Source organism: Enterococcus sp. AZ188, assembly GCF_050544075.1.
In the GTDB taxonomy this organism is placed as follows: Bacteria; Bacillota; Bacilli; order Lactobacillales; family Enterococcaceae; genus Enterococcus_D; species Enterococcus_D entomosocium.
The window spans coordinates 1,698,916-1,722,334 of sequence record NZ_CP172943.1 but is presented as its reverse complement, the minus strand read 5'-3'; the positions used below and the strand labels follow the sequence as shown (position 1 = coordinate 1,722,334).

23 protein-coding genes are annotated in these 23,419 nt (G+C 42.9%); 3 read left to right on the top strand and 20 right to left on the bottom strand.

What is annotated here, in order from left to right; genetic code table 11:
- Positions 1-34 precede the first annotated feature (34 nt).
- From IGI86_RS07975 to IGI86_RS07935, 9 genes are all read right to left on the bottom strand, one after another.
- Positions 35-961 (bottom strand): aspartate carbamoyltransferase catalytic subunit, encoded by a 927-nt coding sequence (locus IGI86_RS07975; RefSeq protein WP_005235988.1) that lies wholly within the window; start codon positions 959-961, stop codon positions 35-37.
- A gap of 47 nt (positions 962-1,008) precedes the next feature.
- Positions 1,009-2,289, bottom strand: a complete 1,281-nt coding sequence (locus tag IGI86_RS07970; RefSeq protein WP_005235990.1) for a solute carrier family 23 protein — start codon at positions 2,287-2,289, stop codon at positions 1,009-1,011.
- A gap of 19 nt (positions 2,290-2,308) precedes the next feature.
- A complete protein-coding gene (gene pyrR / locus IGI86_RS07965; RefSeq protein ID WP_005235992.1) occupies positions 2,309-2,845 on the bottom strand; it encodes a bifunctional pyr operon transcriptional regulator/uracil phosphoribosyltransferase PyrR in 537 nt (178 codons plus the stop codon).
- A 243-nt stretch (positions 2,846-3,088) separates the two neighbouring features.
- Positions 3,089-3,997: an RluA family pseudouridine synthase gene (locus IGI86_RS07960; protein WP_430617899.1), complete on the bottom strand. Its 909-nt coding sequence runs from the start codon at positions 3,995-3,997 to the stop codon at positions 3,089-3,091.
- A complete protein-coding gene (gene lspA / locus IGI86_RS07955; RefSeq protein ID WP_005226122.1) occupies positions 3,981-4,466 on the bottom strand; it encodes a signal peptidase II in 486 nt (161 codons plus the stop codon). The genes IGI86_RS07960 and lspA overlap by 17 nt, the downstream gene beginning before the upstream one ends.
- Entirely contained in the window at positions 4,463-5,170 is a 708-nt protein-coding gene (locus tag IGI86_RS07950; RefSeq protein WP_005235996.1) for a CBS domain-containing protein, read from the bottom strand. The genes lspA and IGI86_RS07950 overlap by 4 nt, the downstream gene beginning before the upstream one ends.
- Entirely contained in the window at positions 5,163-5,570 is a 408-nt protein-coding gene (locus tag IGI86_RS07945; protein WP_430617898.1) for a hypothetical protein, read from the bottom strand. The genes IGI86_RS07950 and IGI86_RS07945 overlap by 8 nt, the downstream gene beginning before the upstream one ends.
- A gap of 227 nt (positions 5,571-5,797) precedes the next feature.
- Positions 5,798-7,468: a formate--tetrahydrofolate ligase gene (locus IGI86_RS07940; protein WP_430617897.1), complete on the bottom strand. Its 1,671-nt coding sequence runs from the start codon at positions 7,466-7,468 to the stop codon at positions 5,798-5,800.
- A gap of 209 nt (positions 7,469-7,677) precedes the next feature.
- Positions 7,678-8,088 (bottom strand): EbsA family protein, encoded by a 411-nt coding sequence (locus IGI86_RS07935; RefSeq protein WP_430617896.1) that lies wholly within the window; start codon positions 8,086-8,088, stop codon positions 7,678-7,680.
- A gap of 65 nt (positions 8,089-8,153) precedes the next feature.
- Here IGI86_RS07935 and IGI86_RS07930 point away from each other — a divergent pair, with 65 nt between their 5' ends.
- Positions 8,154-8,570, top strand: coding sequence for a ribonuclease HI family protein (locus IGI86_RS07930; RefSeq protein WP_005236004.1), 417 nt, complete (start codon positions 8,154-8,156; stop codon positions 8,568-8,570).
- Here the strand turns inward: IGI86_RS07930 and cls are convergent.
- The 4 genes from cls to IGI86_RS07910 all read right to left on the bottom strand — a co-directional run bounded on the left by cls (position 8,550) and on the right by IGI86_RS07910 (position 15,507).
- Entirely contained in the window at positions 8,550-10,016 is a 1,467-nt protein-coding gene (gene cls, locus IGI86_RS07925) for a cardiolipin synthase (RefSeq protein ID WP_008379854.1), read from the bottom strand. The genes IGI86_RS07930 and cls overlap by 21 nt on opposite strands.
- A gap of 24 nt (positions 10,017-10,040) precedes the next feature.
- Entirely contained in the window at positions 10,041-11,183 is a 1,143-nt protein-coding gene (locus tag IGI86_RS07920) for a cation diffusion facilitator family transporter (protein WP_005236009.1), read from the bottom strand.
- Between the two features lie 277 nt (positions 11,184-11,460).
- A complete protein-coding gene (alaS, locus tag IGI86_RS07915; RefSeq protein ID WP_430617895.1) occupies positions 11,461-14,103 on the bottom strand; it encodes an alanine--tRNA ligase in 2,643 nt (880 codons plus the stop codon).
- 351 nt (positions 14,104-14,454) lie between these two features.
- Positions 14,455-15,507: a DUF7278 family profilin-like fold-containing protein gene (locus IGI86_RS07910; protein WP_430617894.1), complete on the bottom strand. Its 1,053-nt coding sequence runs from the start codon at positions 15,505-15,507 to the stop codon at positions 14,455-14,457.
- A gap of 70 nt (positions 15,508-15,577) precedes the next feature.
- Here IGI86_RS07910 and IGI86_RS07905 point away from each other — a divergent pair, with 70 nt between their 5' ends.
- Entirely contained in the window at positions 15,578-16,021 is a 444-nt protein-coding gene (locus tag IGI86_RS07905; protein WP_008379848.1) for a GNAT family N-acetyltransferase, read from the top strand.
- Positions 16,022-16,052: 31 nt separating this feature from the next.
- Here the strand turns inward: IGI86_RS07905 and IGI86_RS07900 are convergent, their stop codons facing one another.
- Positions 16,053-17,399, bottom strand: a complete 1,347-nt coding sequence (locus IGI86_RS07900; RefSeq protein ID WP_005236016.1) for a DEAD/DEAH box helicase — start codon at positions 17,397-17,399, stop codon at positions 16,053-16,055.
- A gap of 58 nt (positions 17,400-17,457) precedes the next feature.
- Positions 17,458-18,621, bottom strand: a complete 1,164-nt coding sequence (locus tag IGI86_RS07895) for a VanZ family protein (protein WP_008379845.1) — start codon at positions 18,619-18,621, stop codon at positions 17,458-17,460.
- Positions 18,622-18,714: 93 nt separating this feature from the next.
- Here IGI86_RS07895 and IGI86_RS07890 point away from each other — a divergent pair, with 93 nt between their 5' ends.
- Positions 18,715-19,041, top strand: coding sequence for a hypothetical protein (locus IGI86_RS07890; protein WP_005236019.1), 327 nt, complete (start codon positions 18,715-18,717; stop codon positions 19,039-19,041).
- Between the two features lie 158 nt (positions 19,042-19,199).
- Here IGI86_RS07890 and IGI86_RS07885 read toward each other — a convergent pair whose 3' ends face one another.
- The 5 genes from IGI86_RS07885 to IGI86_RS07865 form a co-directional block, all read right to left on the bottom strand.
- Positions 19,200-19,433 carry a hypothetical protein gene (locus tag IGI86_RS07885; RefSeq protein ID WP_005236021.1) on the bottom strand — a complete coding sequence of 78 codons (234 nt, stop codon included), beginning with the start codon at positions 19,431-19,433 and terminating at the stop codon, positions 19,200-19,202.
- Positions 19,430-19,810, bottom strand: coding sequence for a hypothetical protein (locus IGI86_RS07880; protein ID WP_005236023.1), 381 nt, complete (start codon positions 19,808-19,810; stop codon positions 19,430-19,432). Before IGI86_RS07880 ends, IGI86_RS07885 begins: the two co-directional genes overlap by 4 nt.
- A gap of 83 nt (positions 19,811-19,893) precedes the next feature.
- Positions 19,894-20,553: an HD domain-containing protein gene (locus IGI86_RS07875; protein ID WP_430617893.1), complete on the bottom strand. Its 660-nt coding sequence runs from the start codon at positions 20,551-20,553 to the stop codon at positions 19,894-19,896.
- 147 nt (positions 20,554-20,700) lie between these two features.
- Entirely contained in the window at positions 20,701-22,215 is a 1,515-nt protein-coding gene (locus tag IGI86_RS07870) for a carboxypeptidase M32 (protein WP_005236028.1), read from the bottom strand.
- Positions 22,212-23,375: a THUMP domain-containing class I SAM-dependent RNA methyltransferase gene (locus IGI86_RS07865; RefSeq protein ID WP_005236030.1), complete on the bottom strand. Its 1,164-nt coding sequence runs from the start codon at positions 23,373-23,375 to the stop codon at positions 22,212-22,214. The genes IGI86_RS07870 and IGI86_RS07865 overlap by 4 nt, the downstream gene beginning before the upstream one ends.
- Positions 23,376-23,419: the final 44 nt, after the last annotated feature.

Below are 23,419 nucleotides of genomic sequence, written 5' to 3'. Positions count from 1 at the left end.
AAACTTCCTCCTCTAATTCTTTCCTTTTTGCCTGTTAGGCCTTACCGTTCAACACCGCTTCAAGAATCGCCATTCGAACAAAGACGCCATTGGACATCTGTGTGATGATTCGTGAGCGTAAGCTTTCAACTAAGGCATCAGCCAATTCCACATCGCGATTGACCGGCGCTGGGTGCATTATGATCGCATGCTCTTTCATTCTTGCGGCGCGTTCGACGGTCAACCCGTGATTTTTTAAGTATTCTTCTTTTGAAAAGCTTTCCGTTCCATCATGGCGCTCGTGCTGGACACGAAGCATCATCATAACATCGACTTCTGCGACCAATTCGTCTAATGGTAGCCAATGACCGTATACTTCAAATTCTTCGTCATACCATTCCTTTGGACCTGAGAAGAAGACTTTCGCTCCGAGACGCTTCAACATTTGCATGTTTGATTTTGCGACCCGTGAGTGGGTGATGTCACCTACGATTGCGACTTTCAAGTCGTCAAAATGCCCAAACTCTTCATAGATCGTCATCAGGTCTAGCAAGCATTGCGTTGGGTGTTGGCCGCTGCCGTCCCCGCCATTGATGATACTGCACTGGATCGTTTTGCTTTGGATCAAAGCGTCGTAGTAATTTTCATCGCCGTGGCGAATGACCGCAACGTCTACACCTAAAGCCGACATCGTCAAGACCGTGTCATACAAGGTCTCGCCTTTTTGAACAGAACTGGTGGAGGCTTCAAATTCGATGACTTCGATCCCTAGTTTTTTCTCAGCAACATCGAAGCTTTTGTGGGTTCTGGTACTGTTCTCAAAAAAGAGATTTGTTGCGAAATATTGTTCTTTTTGGGGCATCCATTTCGCCCCTCTTTTGAATTCTTGTCCTCTGCGGATGAGTCCCATCACTTCACGGTCCGTCAATGCTTCTACCGTCAAAAGATGCTTTAAGCTGATTCTTTCGGATTGAATAATCATGAATGAATTCCTCCTTTGATTCTGTTTAAACGATGAGTTGGCACAAGTTATTTTTCTTCGCTGCGAGAGCTGTCAGGTAAAATAAGATTCAAGAAGATCCCTAGGACAGTTGCTAACGCCATTGCGGATAATGTGAAGGTACCGACCGTGAAGACAAGACCGCCGATTCCTACCACAAGGATCACTGACGCAATGATCAAATTCTTCTTACGATCAAAATCGATTTTGTTGTCGATCAAAATTTTCAACCCGCTGGCAGCGATGACGCCAAAGAGCAGGAAGCTGATCCCTGAGATGACTGGACCAGGAATACTTAAGATCAATGCGCTTAGTTTTCCAACGAAGCCTAGTACGATGGCTAGAACTGCTGCTCCACCGATGACGAACACACTGTGGACCCGTGTAATTGCTAAAACCCCAATGTTTTCTCCGTAACTTGTCACTGGGGGGCCCCCAACGAGACCGGCTGCAATTTGAGCAAACCCATCTCCCAATAGTGTTCGGTTCAAGCCTGGCTCTTCAAAAAAGTTCCGCTTCGTTAATTTGTTCAAGACCATCAGATGACCGATGTGTTCGGTCATGGTAACAAAAGCGATCGGCGCCATCGTAGTGATTGCATTCAGATACAGTTTTGGTTCATAGTTAATGAAGGGAATCTCGAAGCTTGGCATGCCAAACCAGTTGGCGTCAATGATGGGCTGCACATCGACGATCCCCGCTGCTAAGGCGATCAAGTATCCGCCCACGATCCCCAGAAGGATCGGGATCAATCCTAAAAACCCACGCAGAAACATATTGAAGAAAATCGTTAATCCTAAGGTAGCCAAAGCTACCAGAATGTACTTGAAATCGTAGACTGAGTCATTGTACATTGCATTCTGGGCGGCGTTAGCGGCTAACCCTAATCCAATCACCATAATCACAGGACCGACAATGATCGGTGGTAAGATCTTATCCAACCAAGCTGCACCGGCACGTTTAATGATCATCGAAACGATCACGTAAACCAACCCAGTCGTGATGGCGCCTTGTGCGATAGCTGGGTAGCCATCAGATTTCATCAGCATCTGCATCGCTGCGATAAACGCAAAGCTGCTGCCTAGATACGCAGGAATCTTCCCTTTCGTTGTGACCAAGTAAACCAATGTTCCAATACCTGAACTAACTAAAGCGATGCTGGGGTTGATCCCAACGAGGATCGGAACTAATACTGTTGCCCCAAACATCGTGAAAAGATGTTGTAAGCTTAGACCTAACCAAGGCAGTGCTTTGGGCCGATCTTTGATGTCTAAAACTGCGTCTGGATTACGAAATTCTTGCTTCTGCATGTTGCTGTCACTCTTCTTCCTAGTCGTTTTCTTTATTGATCATGATCCGGTCAGAACCATCGGATTCTTCCATCTCCACGATAATTTCTTCACTTAAAGCAGTTGGAATATTTTTTCCAACAAAATCTGCCCGAATCGGCAGTTCACGATGACCGCGGTCAACTAAAACGGCGAGTGAGATTCTTTTTGGTCGACCAATATCCATGATGGCATCCAAAGCTGCCCGAATCGTCCGTCCTGTAAACAAGACATCATCGATCAAGATGACTTCTTTGCCATCAATGGCAGTCGGGATGTCTGATGAATGGATCTCTGGATCATCTTCTGCCTTTTTGTCATCTCGGTACAAGGTGATGTCCAATTCACCGACAGGCACTTCTACGCCTTCTAGTTGTTTTAAACGTTCTGCTATCCGTTGAGCGATATAGATGCCTCGGGTCTTGATCCCTACCAGCACCAAGTTATCAATGCCGCGATTTCTTTCAATAATTTCATAGGTGATCCGCGTTAACGCTCGTTTCATTGTTACTGCATCTACTACTTCTTTCGCTGCCATATGTTGTTCCCTCCTAATTTTGAACATAAAAAAACTCCTACCTGCTTGAGGTAGGAGTCATGTTTTCCGATCGTTGCCTAAAATCCCATTCTGTGGATTTTGGGTACACGTTATCATCTAGTAAGGGTTCGAATCTCCAGCGCGGGAGTCGTCTGCTTACTCATTCCTTCTTAGCCTCACGGGACTACATTTAAAGGAGCTATTTAGTTGTTACAATTACTATACAGTTCCAACACAAAAAAATCAATCATTTTTTCGTAATTTTTTTAGGGTGTCCTCAAATAGTTCTGGTAATGGGGCTTCAAAGACCATTGACTCACCCGTTGTGGGATGTGTGAAACCTAAAAGCTTGGCATGTAAAAACTGGCCGTTGCCTTTTAAGGTGCGCTTTGGTCCGTAGATTGGGTCACCGGCTAACGGGAACCCGATATATTGCATATGCACTCTAATTTGGTGGGTTCTTCCAGTTTCCAATTGCAATTCCACCAAGGTAAATTGATCAAAGCGTTCCAACACGGTGAAATGAGTCACTGCGGGTTTGCCATTCTCGATCACGGCTTGCATTTTCCGATTGACTTTCGAGCGGCCGATCGGTGCATTGATCGTGCCTTTTTCGTGGCTGATATTGCCATGGACCAATGCCACATACTTGCGTAACGAGGTTTTGTCTTTCAATTGTTTCGCTAACGACTCATGCGCCTGATCATTTTTGGCAATCATTAACAGACCCGACGTATCTTTGTCGATTCGATGAACGATTCCTGGCCGAACAACATCATTGATCGTGGATAAATCATCCATATGGTACAATAACGCATTGACCAAGGTGCCATTTGGATGCCCAGCGGATGGATGAACCACCATCCCTTGCGGCTTGTTGATGACTGCCACATCAGCATCTTGATAGACGATCGTCAAAGGAATATTTTCTGGCTCTAAATCTACTACTTCCGGCTCTGGCACTTGGATGACCAAGTGATCGCCTGCTTTTACTTTATAATTAGCCCGAACCGTTTCACCTTCTAAAGTAACGGCATCTTCTTTCAGCCATTGTTGAACTTGTGAACGGCTATGGTCAGGCAAGCGTTCAGCCAACACTTTGTCGACCCGCCCTTTTTCTTCTTTAATGATTACTTCAATTTGCTTTTCCATTTGATTCTCCTTGTTTCCCTTTTGCTTCGTCATCTACCAGTGCATAAATAAAAATCAAGATTACCCCAAACACTAATGACATATCAGCGATATTGAAAATTGGGAAATTGATAAAATCAAGCTGGAACATGTCCACCACAAAGCCATGCTGCAAGCGATCGATGAAGTTTCCGATAGCGCCACCTAGAACAAATGCCAATCCAAAGCGAAACCACAAACTGCTTTTTTGGTAACGAAACAATAGGTAAACAACGACGGCAACCGCGATAACGGTGATGATCGCAAAAAAAGTGATTTTTCCTTCTAGAATACTCCAAGCTGCACCGGTATTCTGAAGATAGGTCAGGGACAACACATTGTCGATCAGAGAATGTGTTTCACCTAGTTGATAATTTGCAACGATCCAAATTTTCAGCCATTGATCCAAGCCAATGACAACAGCACTTAACAAAAAAAACAACGCGATCATAAATTTTCCACTCTTTCTTCTTTAAAAATATCTCGTGGACGGATGATGCCCAAGAGATTTCCATTCGGATTTTTATCCTTGGTGATCAAAACCGCCTCAAGCAGGGCATTTTTTTGAAACAATTCTTCCACTTCTACGATGGTCGTTTCAGCCGACACGAAACAATAATTTGATCGTTTCCCATCTCCTGCTAATAATTCATCTGCCGTTCTGCCTGTCAACTTGATTTCACCATGGAGGCTTTCTTTCGCTAACCAGTATCCCAGCATCCGCAAAGTGATCAAGCCCAAAAATCGACCATTATCATAGATCGGAAATTGTGAATAGCGCTTTTGGGCAACGATTTTCAATAACTCTGGTAATGGCAGGTGCTTTTCAAAACCAGTCACTCGTTTCGCAAAACGCGGCATGACTTTTTCAGGTGCCAGTAAAGAGCGTTCAATTTCTTGAATGCGATTGACGACCCATTCATTCGGTTCAGCAATGACAAAGTTTTCTCCGATTTTTTCATGTACGATGGCATTGCGCAGCTGAGCCATTTGTAATAGATCATCTTCTGCTCTTCTGACATTGATATTTTTGCTTTTTGACAAGCGACGAACCATTTCAGAAAAACCCATATTCCGTGGATTATCCAATTCGTCACGAAGCCGCTTTTCGATTCGATTAAAACTACTCAAAAATTGATCTGCACCACTAGCCATGAGGAACCTCCTTGATAAGATACGCTTTTTTCAAATAAATCAAAACAAAGACAAAATATGCCACCAAATACCCCCCGACAAAAAGCAACGAGTAAAGGGAGATAGAGAATAAGCCCAATACCCCCATCATGAGAAAAAGGCTTAAATAAAAGCCGATATATAATCTTTTAAGCGTAGGATTCATCACGATCTCCAGCTTGAGCGCTGATTGGCCTTGTGGTAGCTGAAAAGGCTGACTTTCTAAAAAAAACATGCGCACACGAATCGGTGTCTGCTCAGCTAACTCTAAAAAAATCGTTTGCTGATGATTGATGGCAGCGATTCTTTTTTTCTCCTGCATAATCTCTAGGGGACTGCCCATTCCATAAAAGCCAGTCCGTCTGGTCAGTTGTATCTCCATTGACAAGGATCACCTCAATTGGTTAAGTATACTTGATTATCAAAAGAAAGAAAATAGACTTTTACTTGCTTCCTTGATTATTATAACAAGAATTCCTACTTTAATCTTCCATCACGTCTAATGAACGAGAAAAAGACGGATGCAGCGTGCATCCGTCCTTTCTAAGCACCTCTTTGCGTTTTTCGCTTCAAACGCAGTGAATGTCCGCTTTGTTTGTGACCACTCTTTTAGAAAAGACCGATCGCTTGGCCATCAGAAGTCACGTCCATATTGATGGCCGCAGGTTTCTTGGGTAGTCCCGGCATCGTCATCACGGCGCCAGTCAAGGCAACGATAAAACCAGCACCTAATTTTGGCACGAATTCGCGAATCGTTACTGTGAAGTCATCTGGTGCGCCCAATCGTTTTGGATCATCACTGAATGAATACTGGGTTTTTGCCATACAAATCGGCAGCTGATCCCAGCCTTGCTCTTTGAAGCTTTGCAACTGTGCCTTGGCTTTAGGCGCAAACTCAACCTCTGCCCCGCCGTAGATCTCACGCACAATCAAAGAAGCTTTATCCGCTAAAGGCAAATCGTCGGTATACAAGCGATGATAGTTGGCGGGTTTTTCCTCAATTACTTGTACCAGCGCTTTTGCTAGATCCGTTCCACCGGCGCCACCTTCTGCCCAAACGGCTGTCCGTGCGATGGTGACGTCGATTTGCTGACACATGGTTTCAACTAATTTCCGCTCTGCTTCGGTGTCTTGTGAGAACTCATTAAGCGCAACGACAACTGGAATACCGTATTTACGCATGTTTCCAACATGTCGCTTTAAATTACTGAAGCCCCGCTCTAATGCTTCTATGTTTTCTGTCCCTAAATCAGCGACAGCGACCCCACCATGCATCTTCAGTGCTCTGATCGTCGCTACCACTACGATCGCATCTGGTGCCTTTGATAAGTTCGGTGTTTTGATATCAAGAAATTTCTCTGCGCCTAAGTCAGCACCAAACCCAGCTTCGGTCACCGTGTATTCGCCTACGTGCAAAGCCGTCTCGGTTGCAATGACACTATTACACCCATGGGCGATATTCGCAAAAGGACCGCCATGGATCAGCGCAGGGGTTCCTTCAATCGTTTGAACGAGATTCGGTTTGAGGGCATCTTTTAAAAGTAAGGCTAAAGCACCTTGGACCGCCAGATCTTTTACGTAAATCGGTTGTTTCCCAAAAGAATAACCAATTAAAATCTTTCCTAATCGCTCTTTTAAATTATCAATGCTTGTTGCCAAGCACAAAATCGCCATGATCTCACTAGCAACGGTAATGTCAAAACCGTCTTCTCGGGGAACGCCTTGTAACGGTCCCCCTAGACCGACGATCACTTGTCGTAACGCTCGATCATTCAAATCGACAACGCGTTTCCATGTGACCCGACGTCCGTCGATCCCTAATTCGTTGCCTTGTTGGATATGATTGTCGATCAACGCAGACAAGGCGTTATTGGCAGCCGTGATCGCATGCATATCACCTGTGAAATGTAAGTTGATGTCTTCCATCGGTAGAACTTGTGCTTTGCCGCCGCCGGTGGCGCCGCCTTTGATGCCCATTACTGGGCCCAATGATGGCTCCCGTAAGGCGATGACGGTTTGTTTCCCGATTTGATTCAGGGCATCCGCAAGTCCGATGGTCACCGTTGATTTACCTTCCCCTGCTGGTGTCGGGCTGATGGCTGTGACTAAAATAAGCTTACCTAACGGCTTGTTTGCTTTTTCTTTGATTGCCGACCATTCGATTTTTGCTTTATATTTGCCATAAAGTTCCAGGTCATCCCCTGTTAAACCAAGTGGTTCAGCAATTTCAATAATCGGTTTAGGCGTTGATTCTTGTGCAATTTCGATATCTGATTTCATTTTTACCCTCAATTCACGAACTATTTAGCACTTTAAAATGTATTTTGTTTGCTATGCTCTTATTATACTTGATTTTATTCAGAAAGAAAGAGAGATTTTCCACACTTTTACAAGAAGTTTGCCGAATCCTCTATGTAAACAAAAAACAACGTCCTTCCTAAGGCTGTGCCGCCAAAAGGAGTGATCGCTGTTTTCTAGATTTCTATGAATTACTCGTTGGTTTCGACCTGCACCCTTTTTTCAGGGATTTTTTCTTGAAAAAAAGTTTCTAACCATACCACATCTTTTTTACGTAACGTGAAGGTATACGTTTTTTGATGATCGGTAATGCTGATTAAATGGTTTTCAATTTGCCATTTTTCTATCTCAGGTAAAGAAATAAGGCGTTTCTTCCATAAGCGGGCATAGCGAATAAGGAGCAAATCATTCCTGATGAGTATGCTTCGATGAATACCTAACCATACAAAAAAGAAAAAGACGGCTAAAACGAGGTTGCTTTTCCAATAAGGTCTGGTATTTTCTAACGAAAGAATCAAACTGATAAATAATATCATCATAGTAAACGACCAATAAATGATCGCTGTAGCAGCTTCCGGTTGCCAATACAATTTACGCTTCATAAAAGTTCCTCACAACATAAAATTTCTAGTATACTATCTTTATCATATCAAAAAAGGGTGAGACAATGTTAAAAGTTTATCTTGATGCTTCCACGAAAGGCAACCCCGGCCCTAGTGGCGGTGGAATCGTCATTGTCGGTACTGATCTGCATGAGCAAATTGCGTTTCCGCTACCTGATTCAACCAACCACCAAGCAGAGTTCGCTGTGATGGTAAACGCGTTGCAGCTGCTGATTGACAAAGGGTTACAGGAACAGACGATTATGCTCTATACCGACAGCAAAGTCGTTGCGCAGACTATCGACAAGAATTATACCAAAAACCCTGCTTTTTCTGATTATTTAACGGAAATTCAATGCTTGTTGAAACAGTTCCCTTTAGCGATCATCCAATGGATCCCTGAGAGCCAAAACAAAGGTGCCGACCATTTGGCACGCCAAGGATTAGCAAAGGCTTTGAAATTAAAGGATCGGAGACAATAACCGAGAGAAGTTTTGTTTGAAGCGCAACCAGTAAGACTGCTTAGCTAAAATTTCATCCGTCAGTAATGTTGATTGCGCCATATCCTCTTCAAAGAAGCCTTTCAACGTTTGCGTGACATCGTGATCGTAGGCAAAAGCATTGACTTCAAAATTCAAGGCATAACTCCGAATGTCTTGATTTGTCGTCCCAAAGGAACTAATGGTATCATCCATCATGACCGTCTTCGCATGGAGGAAACCATTGTTATAGATGTAGATTTTTGCACCACGACGATGCAAATAATTGGCATAATGCTGTGTTGCCCGGTAAATGAATGGGTGGTCAGGCATACATGGGATCATGATTCGGACGTCTACACCTGAGTGGATGGCAATTTCCAATGCGTTCATCATACTGTCATCAGGAATCAAATAAGGCGTTTGGATCCAAATCGATTCTTTGGCAGCTAAGATCATTTTTACAAAACCGCCTTTGAGAATTTGGGTCTCACTTTCAGGACCATCAGCGACAATCTGCAAATCAACATTTCCAGAGAGCTCTTTCGGCGGTAGAATAAAGTAGCGATCCTCGTATTCCAGTTGATCCTCTTCTTTTTTTACAGATGCGTTCCAGTCACGAATAAAAATCTCTTGTAGTGTAAAACTGGCAGTACCTACGATTCTTGCATGGGTGTCTCGCCAATAGCCAAATTTGGCCTTTTTCCCTAAATATTGATCGCCGACATTAAAGCCGCCAGTCCACCCAATTTGACCATCGATCACAACGATTTTTCGATGTAGATGATAGTTCAATCGTGTGTTACGGATCAGGTTCTTCGAAGTGATGAAAGGCACGACTTTTCCACCGGCATCAATCAACGGTTGAAAGAATTTCCGATTGGCTTTCGGTGACCCCCATGGATCATAGACCAAACGCACTTCAACACCTTCACGGGCTTTATCGATCAAGATAGACAGAAATTGGCCACCGATCTCATCATTAAAAAACGAATAATATTCCACATGCAGATTATCTTCTGCTTGCTTCATGTCTTCAAACAATGCTGCAAATTTTTCTTTTCCATCTGTATAAAATTCTACTTTGTTTCCTTTAGTCAAGGGCGATTCATCAAGGTTCTTAAAATAGCGCTCTAATAGATGATTGTCATCTGAGTAAGGATGTTCAGGAAAAGAATAATTGTGCACTTTGATGATTTGATTCAACTCATTGATCCTACTTTGGTGGTGCTCACTAAATTTATAAATAATTTCTCCGTCGATCCCCCGACCACAAAACAAGTACAACAAAAACCCGATGCCGGGGATGAATACCAACGTCATCATCCAAGCAAAGACACTTGCAATCGAGCGTGGTTTCCGAAAAACAGTAATAAAGGCAGCAATCGTATTAATAAACAAAAGTGCCAATAATACCGTGGAAATCATGCTCATATCCATTTTTATCATAGTTTCCTCCTATATCCTTTAACCCTATAATAGGTAACTATGATCGAAAGCAAGCTTCAATTCATAGTCCCCTAGTGTTTCTTTGATTTTTTGTTTCAGCATTTCTTCGATTTCTTGATCACTATACGCCGATTTTGCGGGAATCACTAAATCAAACGCCAACAGATCTCCTTTGACCTGAAAATCATGCATCCGTAACTGCGGATCAACGAAGCGAATGATCTTTGACACTTCTTTTTTTAAATACCGATACTGCTGATCTTGAATTGGTACTGGATCAAGATGACAGACAAGGTCGACCTTTAAAGATTGGCGAAAATCTTGTTCAATAGCATCAATCACCTCATGCGCTTCTCGTAAAGACCACGTTTCATCCACTTCGATATGCACACTGGCAAAGCGATTTTTCGGTCCATAATTATGAACCAGTAAATCATGGTAACCGAGAATCGTCGGATAGTGATCCAAGCGCTGCTCCATGGCAGCTACTTCTTCTTGCGTTGGGCGTGCCCCTAATAATTCGTTGATAAAGGAACGAATCATTTTGATTCCGCTAATCAAAATATACAAGGCAATCAGACAGCCGACAAAGCCATCGATACGTAGGCCAGTCAACCACTCGATCGTCGCTGAAAACAAAACCGCACCCGTTGTATACACATCGTTGAGACTGTCTTGCCCACTGGCTTTAAGTGTTTGAGAGCCAATCAGGTTCGCCAGTTTGCGGTACATCGCTCCCTGCCAGATTTTGATCAAAATCGATAAAACCAAAACGATAAACAATAGTGGTGAAAGACGGATACTCGTCGGTTCCATGATGCGTTGCACAGAGCTGATGAGAAATTGACCGCCAACAAACGTGATGATCAAAGATACCACAAACCCACTGATGGCTTCAAATCGCTCATGTCCATATGGATGTTCACTGTCGGCTGGTTTCGCCGAGATCCGAAAACCGATCAATGTTAAAATAGACGAGGCTGTATCTGAAAGACTGTTGATGGCATCGGCCATAATCGAAACAGATTGTGCAGATAAGCCAATGATAAATTTTCCGGCAAATAATAGGAGGTTGGAAAGCAACCCGAGGCTACCTGCTAACTTCCCGATGGCTGTACGTTCGTAGACACCATTTTTTTTGCTACGATTTAAAAAAAAGTTTAGCAAATCATCACCCTCTCAAAAAACCATCTTTCTTATTTTACCCCGAAGGAATTCAATTAAACAACTATTCGTATCGTTTTTTCGAAAAAAAAGCGAATTCCCTTCAATTATCAAACGCATTTTCAGATAACACGTAGGAAAAAAGGAAAAAGATAACGGAAGGGTCTCCCCCTCCGTCATCTTCGTTCAAAAAAGGACTGTGCTAAAGACCTGCGCTCCTCTTTCACCTATCTTCTTAGAAGGAAAGGAACTCGCGGGTACAGATTCAACCATAGTGTGCTTACTTGGCAGCTAACCACGCTGCTGCGGTCTCAAGTGCTGCTGTGATTCCTTCAGGATTCTTCCCGCCGGCTTGTGCCATATCAGGACGGCCGCCACCGCCGCCACCAACTTTAGGTGCGATCTCTTTGATCAAATCGCCCGCTTTCAATCCTTTTTCATTGGCTACTTTGTTCATAGCAGCTAAAAGATTCACTTTGCCATCATTCGCGGTAGCTAACACTAAAATATCAGAATGGTCTTTTTGTTTCCATTGATCGGCTAGTTGACGTAATTGGTTCATGTCCTTAACAGTCACTTTCGCTGTGATTAGACGCAGACCATTTACTTCTTTGACATCTTTGAAAACATCCCCTGCTTGCTGATTTGCTAACTTGCTGGCAAGAGCTTCGTTTTCTTTTTGCAATTCACGTAGCTGCGCTTGCAGTTGTTCTGTTTTGGCAACGACTTCTTTTAATTGGGCAGATTTAACGATTCCTGCGATTGCTATTAATTGCGTTTCTTCTTCATGCAATAACGTATAGGCCTCTTGACTAGTCACGGCTTCGATCCGACGAACACCAGCACCGATCCCTGATTCAGAAACGATTTTGAAAATACCGATATCCTCCGTATTTGCCACATGGGTTCCCCCACATAATTCGATCGACCAATCGGCAACATTGACGACGCGAACGTCATGCCCATATTTTTCACCAAAGAGTGCCATCGCTCCCATGCCTTTTGCGGTATCGATATCCGTTTCGATTGTCACAACAGGGAGGGCTTCCCAAATTTTTTGGTTGACGATTTGTTCCATTTGGCTCAGTTCTTCGCTGGTCACTTGCCCGAAATGACTAAAGTCAAAGCGCAAATGTCCTGGAGCAACTAATGAACCTGCTTGGTTCGCATGGCTACCTAATACTTCTTTTAACGCTTTATGCAATAAGTGAGTCGCCGTATGATTTTTGATGATCTTATTGCGACGATGCTGATCCACTTGTAAGAAATAGTTCACGCCTTCTTGTAGTGGCGCTTTGACTGTAGCAGTATGCAAGAACTGACCGTTCGGTGCTTTTTTGACATCCGTCACTTCCGCTACGATCGTACCATCTTCTGCTACGATCGTGCCTGTATCCGCAACTTGTCCACCCATTTCTGCGTAAAATGGTGTTTCAGCAAAAATCAGTTTTGCTTCACCTGTCGAAACAGAATCGTGTAACGCTTCGTCTTGGATGATCACTAATAATTCACTGTTAGCTTCAAGTGAATCATAGCCAACGAAACGGCTGTCTACTTTGATATCCGTCAATAAAGCGGATTGTACGCCCATTGAAAGCTCCGTTTGTCGAGCCGCACGAGCGCGGGCACGTTGTGCATCCATTTCTTGTTCAAACCCTTGATGGTCCACTTTCAACCCTTCGTCTTCCGCCACTTCTTCTGTCAATTCAACTGGGAAGCCGTAAGTATCATACAATTTGAAAATATCTTGACCAGCTAACGTATCTTGGTTGTATGCTTTTACTTGGGCGATCACTTGATTTAAAATATCTAACCCTTCATTGATGGTTTCATGGAAACGTTCTTCCTCGTTGCGGATCACTTTTTCAATAAATTCTTGCTGCTCTAGTACTTCAGGATAGTAGCTTTCCATGATCTCGCCAACGATCGGTACTAATTTGTATAAGAAGGCAGCATCGATCCCTAATTTTTTCCCATGCATGACTGCACGACGTAATAAACGACGTAAAACATAGCCACGGCCTTCATTTGAAGGAAGTGCCCCATCGCCGATCGCAAAAGAAAGCGCGCGGATATGGTCTGCAATCACTTTAAAGGAGATATCTGTCGTTTTGCTGTCGCCGTAGTTCACACGACCGCTTAAATCTGCCACTGCATTGATGATCGGCAGAAACAAGTCTGTTTCAAAATTGGTTGGTGCATTTTGAACGATGGAAACCATTCGTTCCAGCCCCATCCCCGTATCAATGTTTTTATGTGGTAGTGGTTCATAGGAGCCATCTGGTTGATGATTGAATTCTGAAAAGACCAGATTCCAGATTTCCAAATAGCGTTCATTTTCGCCACCAGGATAGTTTTCGGGATCATCTTCCGCTACGTCATTAAACTCAGGACCACGGTCATAGAAAATCTCCGAATCCGGTCCACATGGTCCTGCACCGATGTCCCAAAAGTTGTCTTCAATCTCAACGATATGCTCTGGTGTCAAGCCGACTTCTTCTGCCCAGATCCGTTTTGCTTCTGTGTCTTTTGGATAAACCGTGACATATAACTTTTCTGGATCAAAAGCCATCCATTCTGGGGAAGTCAAAAACTCCCATGCCCAATGAATCGCTTCATTTTTGAAATAATCGCCGATCGAAAAGTTTCCTAGCATTTCAAACATCGTATGGTGTCTTGCTGTTTTCCCAACGTTTTCGATGTCGTTGGTCCGAATTGATTTTTGCGCATTGGTCATTCTTGGGTTTTCAGGAACAACACTGCCGTCAAAATATTTTTTTAGCGTTGCCACCCCTGAATTGATCCATAATAGGGTTGGATCGTTGACTGGGACAAGGGACGCACTTGGTTCAATTGAATGACCTTTTGATTGAAAGAAGTCCAAAAACATTTGGCGTACTTCTGCACTGGATAATTGTTTCACGTTATTCTCCTACTTTCTTCTGTGTTCGCTTAAGATACAGGGGCTGACAAAATTGCTGGTAAGGCGCTCTTATGCCTGTAGAGTCGTTTTGACGATAAAAAAACACCATTGCAGAGCAAGGACGTCGATACGCGGTACCACCTTGCTTGCAATGATGTGACTCATTACCTCTTAGACTCGTTAACGCGGAGTGGACGGCAACATTTCTGCTGCAGTTGAGCACCAAAGGGAGCAATCCGTCTGAATTCATGTTTTTCTCTCAGCAGTGAAAAACTTTCTGTAATGAATCATCAAACCGACCATATCCTTCGTCATTCAAAGTATAAGGAAATGTGTCGAAAAAGTCAATCCTCAAATCCGGTCTTTATTGATCAGAATCGCTTTGCGGTAACGATAGCTCTGCGGAGAAAGCTTTTGATCTGGCTGTAGCATTTTCCGTGAACGGTAATAACTGGCATAAGGCAAGGCATCGAATAAGGGATGCCCACAAATTTGCCAGTTCTCCATTTTTAAAGACAAGCCATCTGTCAGCTCCCACGCATCCGCAAGCCCATAGGTGCAGCCAAATAAATTCGGTTCAAGCAATTCAGCGGTTGGCAAAGAGACACCATCGTCGCAAGACTTTTCATTGCCCCAGCGAAAAAGTCGCCGAGTAGCAGCACCGCAGACATATTCCCATTGATCCTCTGAAAGCAGCTGAAAGCCTTGTTTATCTAACTGCTGTTTCAATTCTGTTTGACTGACGGATTCGTGGGTAAATAACTGATAGGTTTCCGATAACGGCTCTAGTGCAGCAAAATAGCGATTCTCTTCGTGATAAAAAGCGGGTAATTCCCAACGCAAGCTTTCCTCAAAGGACGCTGGTGCTGTGAATTGTGCCTTTAGCTCTTTTTCGAAAACACTGAATTGATCGACTAACCCGTGAAACTCCCCAGTGATCGTATTTAACTGCCCGATATACCTTGCGCCAGAAGGCAGAGAACTTTTTTGGACTAGCATGGGATCAATCACAGCTTTACGCAAAGGGCTCGTCGACTCATTGACAAAAATCCCCCAATCCTGGCTGGTTTCTAACTCATAGATTGTTTCCAGTTGGCGAATGATCTCATTGGGTGGTGACTGCCAATTTTTACTCCAGCAAGTAGCCGGTAATCCTTGCACACCGAGATCCCAACCTAAGATCGCCTCAGAATTCCCTGGTATAAAGACAAAGTCTTCGCCATCGATCGTTAATTCAAAGGTAGCACATTTCAATCCTGCATACGTCAACTGACTAAAATGGACATCGGTGATCTCCTTTAAAGGACTGACAAAATACATTAAAATTTGCTGGATCAGCTGTTCTTTGATTTCAAAGGACAGTGTCTTCCAATTTGACCATTGTAACGCCTCAAAAAAATCCACGTCATTTCTCCTCTCATCTGCTACAATTACTATATAACGAGTATACCACGAAAAAGGAGGAAAACGGCTGATGCTTTATTTTGGACGCAGTCCGTGGATGCTACAAGCGGTTTTCGCCTTGCGGCAAGCCGTTTTTGTAGAAGAACAGCACATTCCGGCAGAATGGGAATTTGATGAAAAAGACCAAACCTGTCCATACTTTCTTTGGCTTGATGGAAACACACCGATCGCTACCATTCGCTATCAATTCTCTACACCGAACACTCTGCAACCTGATCGCTTTTGCGTAGCTAAGGCCTTTCGGCACCAAGGATACGGCACCAAATTATTGCATTATCTCGAAATGCGTGGTGTCCAAGAGGGTGCCCTCCAATCAGTGTTATCCGCAGAGATCGACGCTTGTGCGTTTTATGAATCCTGTGGGTATCAAAAAACATCTGAACCCTATGCTGAAGATGGCGTATTGTGTGTAGAAATGACCAAACAATTAAAAACAGCAGTCAAGGAAGAGTAGTTCTCTTCCTTGACTGCTGTTTTGGTAAGCATTAGCTATTCGAATTTTTCTTGTTTTTGCGGGCGGTTCGAGTCGTTTGACGACGTTCGATCTTCCGTTTTTCTTTGTTCTTCTTATCAACGGCCCATTGAATTTTTTTCTTGTAGCCAGGCTTGATTTTTTTCTTCTTTTTCTTGACTAAGCCAATCAAGGTTGGGTCTAATTCGTCACGAGATTTTTCCCGCTTTTGCCGACGATTCCGATCGTAAGTCGCAACGATCTCGCCATTTTTGATTTCCTTCGGTTGGAAAACAACCCCTAGATCTTCGATGGCTTGGATTGCCCCTTCATCGCTTGGATCATATAAAGTGATCGCGGTCCCATCCATTTGATTTCGACCGGTCCGACCAACACGGTGGATAAAGAAATCCAAATCAGCTGGAATCTCGGCATTGATGACATGAGAAACCCCTTCAATATCAATTCCTCGCGCAGCTAAATCTGTTGCGACAACATATTGGTAGTCCAAATTTTGCACTTGGCGCATGATCCGTTTTCTTTCACGAGGACTGATGTCGCCGTGGATCTTCGCTACTTTTAAGCCTTGTTCCTTTAAGTAATCCGTAATTTCATCCACACGGCTCTTCGTGTTGGCAAAAACGATGGCAAGATAGGGATGGCCTGTAGTCAATAATTGATAGATCAATTTATTGGTATTTTTCCCTTTGGTAGAAATCAACCAATTCTCGATCGTATCAGAGATGACTGCTTTCGATTTGATTTCTTCGATCAATGGATTGGCCATGTATTTTTTCAAGAATGGGCGCAATTTCTCTGGAATCGTTGCGGAGAAAACCAGCATTTGTAGTTTCTCAGGCAAACGCCCCGCAATTTGATCGACTTCTTCCAAAAAGCCCATATCCAAGGTCATGTCTGCTTCATCCACGACAAATACATTGGCAGTGTGAACCCCTAAGGCTTGTTCGTTGATCATATCTAAGATACGACCAGGTGTCCCAATCACGACATGGGGCTGTTGATTTTGCAGACGGCTCAATTGGCGCTGTTTATCCGTTCCTCCAACAAAATTTGACACACGAATCTCCGGATCATGAAACCCGCCGATCTGTTTTGCGGCTTGATAAATTTGTGTGGCTAATTCACGACTCGGTGCAGTAATCACGACTTGCACTTCATCTTTTTCGGCATCAATTTTATCCATCAATGGCAGTAAAAATGTATGGGTCTTACCACTCCCAGTCTGAGATTGTCCAACAACACTACGGCCTTTTTGGATAACAGGTATCAATTTTTCTTGCACTTCTGTTGGATTAGAGAACTTTTTATCAGCAAGTGCTTCATAAATAAATGGTTGAAATTTAAATGACTCAAAAGACATTCAAACACCTTCTTTCTTTTAGCATCCTTTGGATTATAGCATATGTTGCCTTGATTTCCTAACTTTCTTTTGTCACGGGTTTTGGATCAATCGTGCTAATTGTATACGTTGCACTGCGGCGTTCATAGAAAAAGCGGCTTTCTTTTTTTATTGCAGCCCAAAAGAGATTCATGTAAAAGCCAAACTGGATCAAGCCAAAAATGACCACCATCAATAAACTGACGACCAGAAGCAGCGTATTATCCGAATCAAGAAACGGTGCAAAAAAGATGTTGACCCGACTGATGCTGGCATAAATCAGATAAAACAAACCATAACGTTTCAATAACGCAGCCAAGCTGACCCTCTGACGGGCTTCTTGCATGATTTTGATTCGTACGAGTTTTTTTCCAATCGTTTGTCCTTTGGCAAGATAAGCAAACAACACAAAGTACAGTAATACTTCAAGAGCAAAGTACCAATAGTCCCCACTAAAGTCCCTTACCGTCTGTTGAGTAAGCAAACGAACAGCGATCACCACAATGAAACTGACCACATTCAGTATTCCCCAATCGATCAACCAAGCAAATATCCTTCGTGTTACGGTTACCCGAGTACCTTTGGCGTATGAATCGGCATCCATCTCTTCTCTTGATGGCAATAAGAACGTAAATAGCGGGGCAATGCTCCACCCCAACAATCCTCCTAGTGTATTGACAAAGAGATCATTAACATCAAATAAGCGATAAGGACGGGGATAAATAAAATAAAGTCCTGTCAGCTGAGTCAATTCAAAAAACAACGTCAGACAAAACGTAATCGCCAGCGTTTTCAGAAAAGAACACTTGAAGTAATAACGTAAGTAAACGCCGAAAGGCAAGGTCAACAATAAATTAAAGAGTGGTTCGAGAAAGACCCCCTGCTTCATGGCAGGAAGATAGGTTTGCGGGTCGTGGATATTTAAGACCGTCTGTTGGACAAAATGGTGCCAGGATGCTCCTAGCTGCAATTCCATCTTAGGACCAGTCATATGAGCTACCTCTTCAATCGAGGGCAATGGCAAAATAACTAAAAAATAGGCGCATAATAAATAGAAGACAAACGAATAAAGAACCAGTGCACGAGAAAAGATAAAACGACCGTATTTTCGATATTGGATAACAAAAAAAATCATTGATATCGCCAATGCTAGAAATGGAAAAACCAGCAGAGCAACCTTTATTGGGGTAATATAAGCGGACATAAAGAACTCCTTCACGTTTTCTTTTTATCTTACACGCTATTTCCCAAAACGTAAATTTTGGAGTATCATAAAAGAAAAGGAGGTTAAAAAACCATGTTAAATCCCTATTTTGCCTTTGGCGTACCGGCATTCCTTTTGGTTTTATATGTAGCTTTTGCTCTTTTTCGCCGGTCTTCCGATATACCCTACTTAGGATTTGCCCTATTCATCATTGCTGGTTTTCTGACTGGATTTAGTTTACAAGTCATTCAACAAGCCATCAATGAAGTGGAGAAAACTTCTCTTGAACACGTGCAAGAAACCCACCTTTACTCGCCCTACTTATTAGCGATTCCATTGATTGTGGGCATTCTTTTACTTATTCTCAACTTGATTCGCGGCTATCTAAAAGTCAAAAACGTTCGTCTGCGGACAAAATAAAAGCAACCTACCTAGAAATACGAAATGATCCTGTTCCTCTTAATGGGAAATGAGATCGCTTCGTATTTTTTTTGGTAAGCTGCCTAGATTGCTAAACCCCTTCAAAAGATCCAACCACCACTCCCGTAGTAAAACAGTTTATCAACCACAAAAAGCGTTTATTCGTCGGCTAGTTCTTCATCCAGGTCTGTCTCTGACGTATCAGCAAAAGATTCTTTTACATCATCATTGACTTGTTCCAATAAATATTGCCAGTCACTATTCGACACAACCACCACATCGATATTCTTTTCTTCATCGATCAGCTCGAGATTCGAAACATCCTCTCCTAACTGCTGGAATAGGTCAATCAATGTTTTGTCTTGGAGTGTTACGTATTCAGTCCGTTTCATTCTTCTTCCCCCCATGAATCAAAAAATTCATAAAACAAGATATCGAAACTAGTAAGATCGGTCATCTTTTGTAAAGTAGATAGATCTAAACGAATAAACGCTTTTTCCACTAATAAATAATGGTTTTCTTCCAACGCTTCTTCGATAAATGGTAAAATCTCTTCCTCGTCCCCTAATGTCTCACTAGAGATTTGTTCGATTTGATCAAACAAGCGATCATCTTGCAACAAAAAGAATTGATCGTCGTAAAGATAGACTGCGATTTGATATTGCCGGATGGGTAGCTCAGCCCGAATGACAAAAAAGCATTCCCCTGAATTGGAAATCGCTGGCAATAGTTCACTCGGTTGTAATGCCTGTTGGTAGTACATTTCCATCCCTCCTTTGTACTTACTATTATAAAGAACAATAAAGGAAAAAGGAAATAATCGAATTTCAGTTTAAAAAACTCTAAACAAAGTTAGACATCCCATTCTGCATAGAATTCTTCTAAAAAATCCTTCATGAAAACCACACGTCGCTGAGCTTCTTTTTTGCCATAATCCGTGGTCATCTTTTCAGGAAGCAAAAATAGTTTTTCATAAAAATGATTGATCACCGTCGTCCCTTTTCGGTAATCCTCATGATTTTGAAACGTCTTTGGGGCTAAGTCACTGACATGGATCGGGTGTTGATGACTGCCACCAAAATAGCTCGTCCGTAAAATACCGATCGCACCTAAAGCATCGAGACGATCTGCATCACGAACGACGCGGCCTTCTAATGAGACAACTTGTGCGCCTTGCAAAAGTTCTTTTGAAAAAGACAGATTTTCGATAATAGAAAAAATTTCTTTCGTTTGTGCTTCACTTGCCCCTGCTGCGGTCAAACAAACTCGCACTTCGGCATAAGCCGCTGTGACATCCGCCACAACTTTGTCATCCACCGTATCATGCAAGTAAGCTGCCGCCTGTACGACAAAACGATCAACCGCCAATTCGTCGGCATCGATGATAGCTTGACTTAAGCCCGCCACCCGTTTGACATGATCAAACCCATGTCCTGTGTAATCATTCCCCAAAATACTTTCGGCATAGGCAATTACTTTGCTAAGATCGGTAACATTGTTTTCTTCCTTCATCTTTCTCCTTCTTTCGATACGAAAGCAGCAAGCCTTCCTTTTTTCAGTGGTTATCGATACAAAAGGAAAAGAAGTTTAACAAAACGAGCACCCCACGAAACAGTTAGGGCGGCAACGTCTTGCGAAGCTTCTTTTCACTCGTTTCTTTTAAGCGAAATCTTGCGTCTCGCTGATTTTATAGACACTAAAATAGATCTTACGTAAATAGTCTAATAGATATTGAGGATTCAATAATTCATCCGTTGCATCTAAAATCAATTCATTTGGTTTCTTTGATGCCCCATATTGATGGATATTTTCAGTCAGCCATTTACGAATCGGTGAATAATCATCTGAAGCCAACACTTCATCGACATTGATTTCTTTTTCCATCGCATGCAGTAATTGCGCGGCATACATATACCCTAACGCATAGGATGGGAAGTAACCAAAGCTGGAACCTGACCAATGAACATCTTGTAAGATTCCTTCAAGGTCATTCTCTGGACGAATCCCTAAATATTCCTCGTATTTGTCATTCCAGATTTTCGGCAGTTCATCGATCGATACTGTTTCGTTAAAGATCATTTTTTCGATCTCGTAACGAATAATGATATGGATTACGTAAGTCAAACTGTCAGCTTCAATACGGATCAAGCTGGCTTTAGAATGCTTCAAAGAATCATAGAAGGTGTCAAAAGACACATCATCAAACGAGCCTTCCGCACATTCTTGGAAAAATGGGTATTGCTTGGCCCAGAAATTGCGATTACTGCCGATAATGATTTCATTAAAAAGCGATTGAGATTCGTGGATCCCCATAGACGCTCCTTCATGAACCGGTGTTCCTTCGTATTTTTCGTCAATATTTTGCTCGTACATTCCATGTCCGGCTTCATGAATTACACCGAATAGTCCCATTGAAAAATCGTTTTCGCTCCAACGAGTAGTCAAACGCACATCGTTGTGATTGATCCCCGTAGCAAATGGGTGGACCGTATTATCCAAGCGGCCGCGAGAAAAGTCATAGCCTAAGTCGGCAATCACTTTTGAGATAAATTTACGTTGCTGCGCTTCGGTCATCTTACGTGACAGGATCGAAGTATCTGGTGCTGTTCCTTTTTCAGCCAATTGACGACGAATATCCATGATACCGTCTCTCACTTGTGAGAAAACATTATCCAAGATCTCAACCGTCATATTTGGTTCGTATTGGTTTAACAACACATCATAGTTTGTCAGCTCATTCTTCTTCCAATAAGGAATCAATTCTTTCGTCAAGCGAATATTTTCAGAAAGTGCGTCTTTAAATAAAGAAAAATCTTTTTCTTTACGGGCTTTGAGCCAAGCAGTATGTGCTTTTGACGTTGCTGCGGAAGCCGCCATCGCCAACTCATTTGGTACATCTTTTTGCAATTCATACTCTTCTTTGACTAGCTGATAAGCCGCTTTCCCAACTTCTGATAATTCTTCTGGGTGTTTCCCAAAATAGCTGATTGCTTCTTGGATCGGCTCTCCAATTTTTTTGTCAAAATAGAGGCCATATAAATAGCTGTCAACTTCCGCCCGGTAATCACTGGCTTTTTCTGGCATCCCCGTTTGATTGTCCCAGCCTAAGATCCCCATTGCTTGTTGTAATAGATCGATTTCTTTTAATTCTTTCAGAAATTCTTGTTCTTTCATTCAGCAAACTCCTTTTTGCGTGGCGGACGTTGTCCCCAGTATTGGAAGAGATCGGTACGAATCGCACCGTTGTATAATTTGCGTTTTTTTGTCGCTTTTTCGCCGTAATGGGTCTCAAAAGTCAAGTCACTGGTCAAAAAGTATTTACTCCAGGTTTTAAGCGGTCGAAACACTTGGCCCATTTCTTGATACAGTCGCTGAACAGACTCTTCTTCTCCTAAGCGTTCGCCATAAGGAGGGTTAGCCACAACGACACCATACTCTTTTTCTGTTTTAAAGTCTTTAACAGCTTGTTGTTTGAAGGTGATCGAGTCTCCTAGACCGATTTCCTCCGCATTCCGGCGGGCGATCTCAATCATTCGACCATTGATATCCGAACCGGTAATATCTAATTCGACATCATAATCTGCTGCTTCATCTGCTTCTTTCCGTACTTTTTCAAATACTTCTGCTGGGAACCAATCCCACGTTTCGCAAACAAATTCCCGATTAAATCCAGGGGCGATATTATGGCCGATCAAAGCTGCTTCAATACACAATGTGCCTGATCCACAAACGGGATCGACAAACGGCTTGTCTTTGTACCAATTTGTCAGCATCACTAAAGCCGCAGCCATGTTTTCTTTCAGAGGTGCGCCCCCTTTTTCTAAACGATAGCCGCGTTTAAACAAACTAGGGCCAGTCGTATCCAATGTGATCATCGCATGGTCTTTCAATAAAGCGACTTCTAATTGGAAAAAAGCGCCAGTTTCAGTCAGCGGCACACTTGCCGGACGATGATATACTTCTCTTAAGCGATTGACGATTGCTTTTTTGGTAATCGCTTGGCAGTCAGGTACACTATACAATTTTGATTTGATTGATTTTCCGGCTACTGGAAATTCAGCGTCTAACGGTAAAAAGTCTTCCCACGGTAACGCTTTAACTTCTTCAAACAGCTGATCGAAAGTCAATACGTCAAATTCCCCAACGACGATTTTGATACGGTCGGCTGTACGGAGCCACAAGTTCGCGGTAGCAATGGTCTCCATTGTCCCTTTAAAGCGCGCTCGGCCGTTTTCAACCTCACACTCGATCCCTAAATCCCGTAATTCTTTGCCCACTAGTGCTTCTAAACCGCTCGCAGCGGTGGCAATACAATTAAATGTTTTTTCAGTCATAACGCTCTCCTTCTTGGTATAAAAAAACCTTCCGTTGCTGGAAG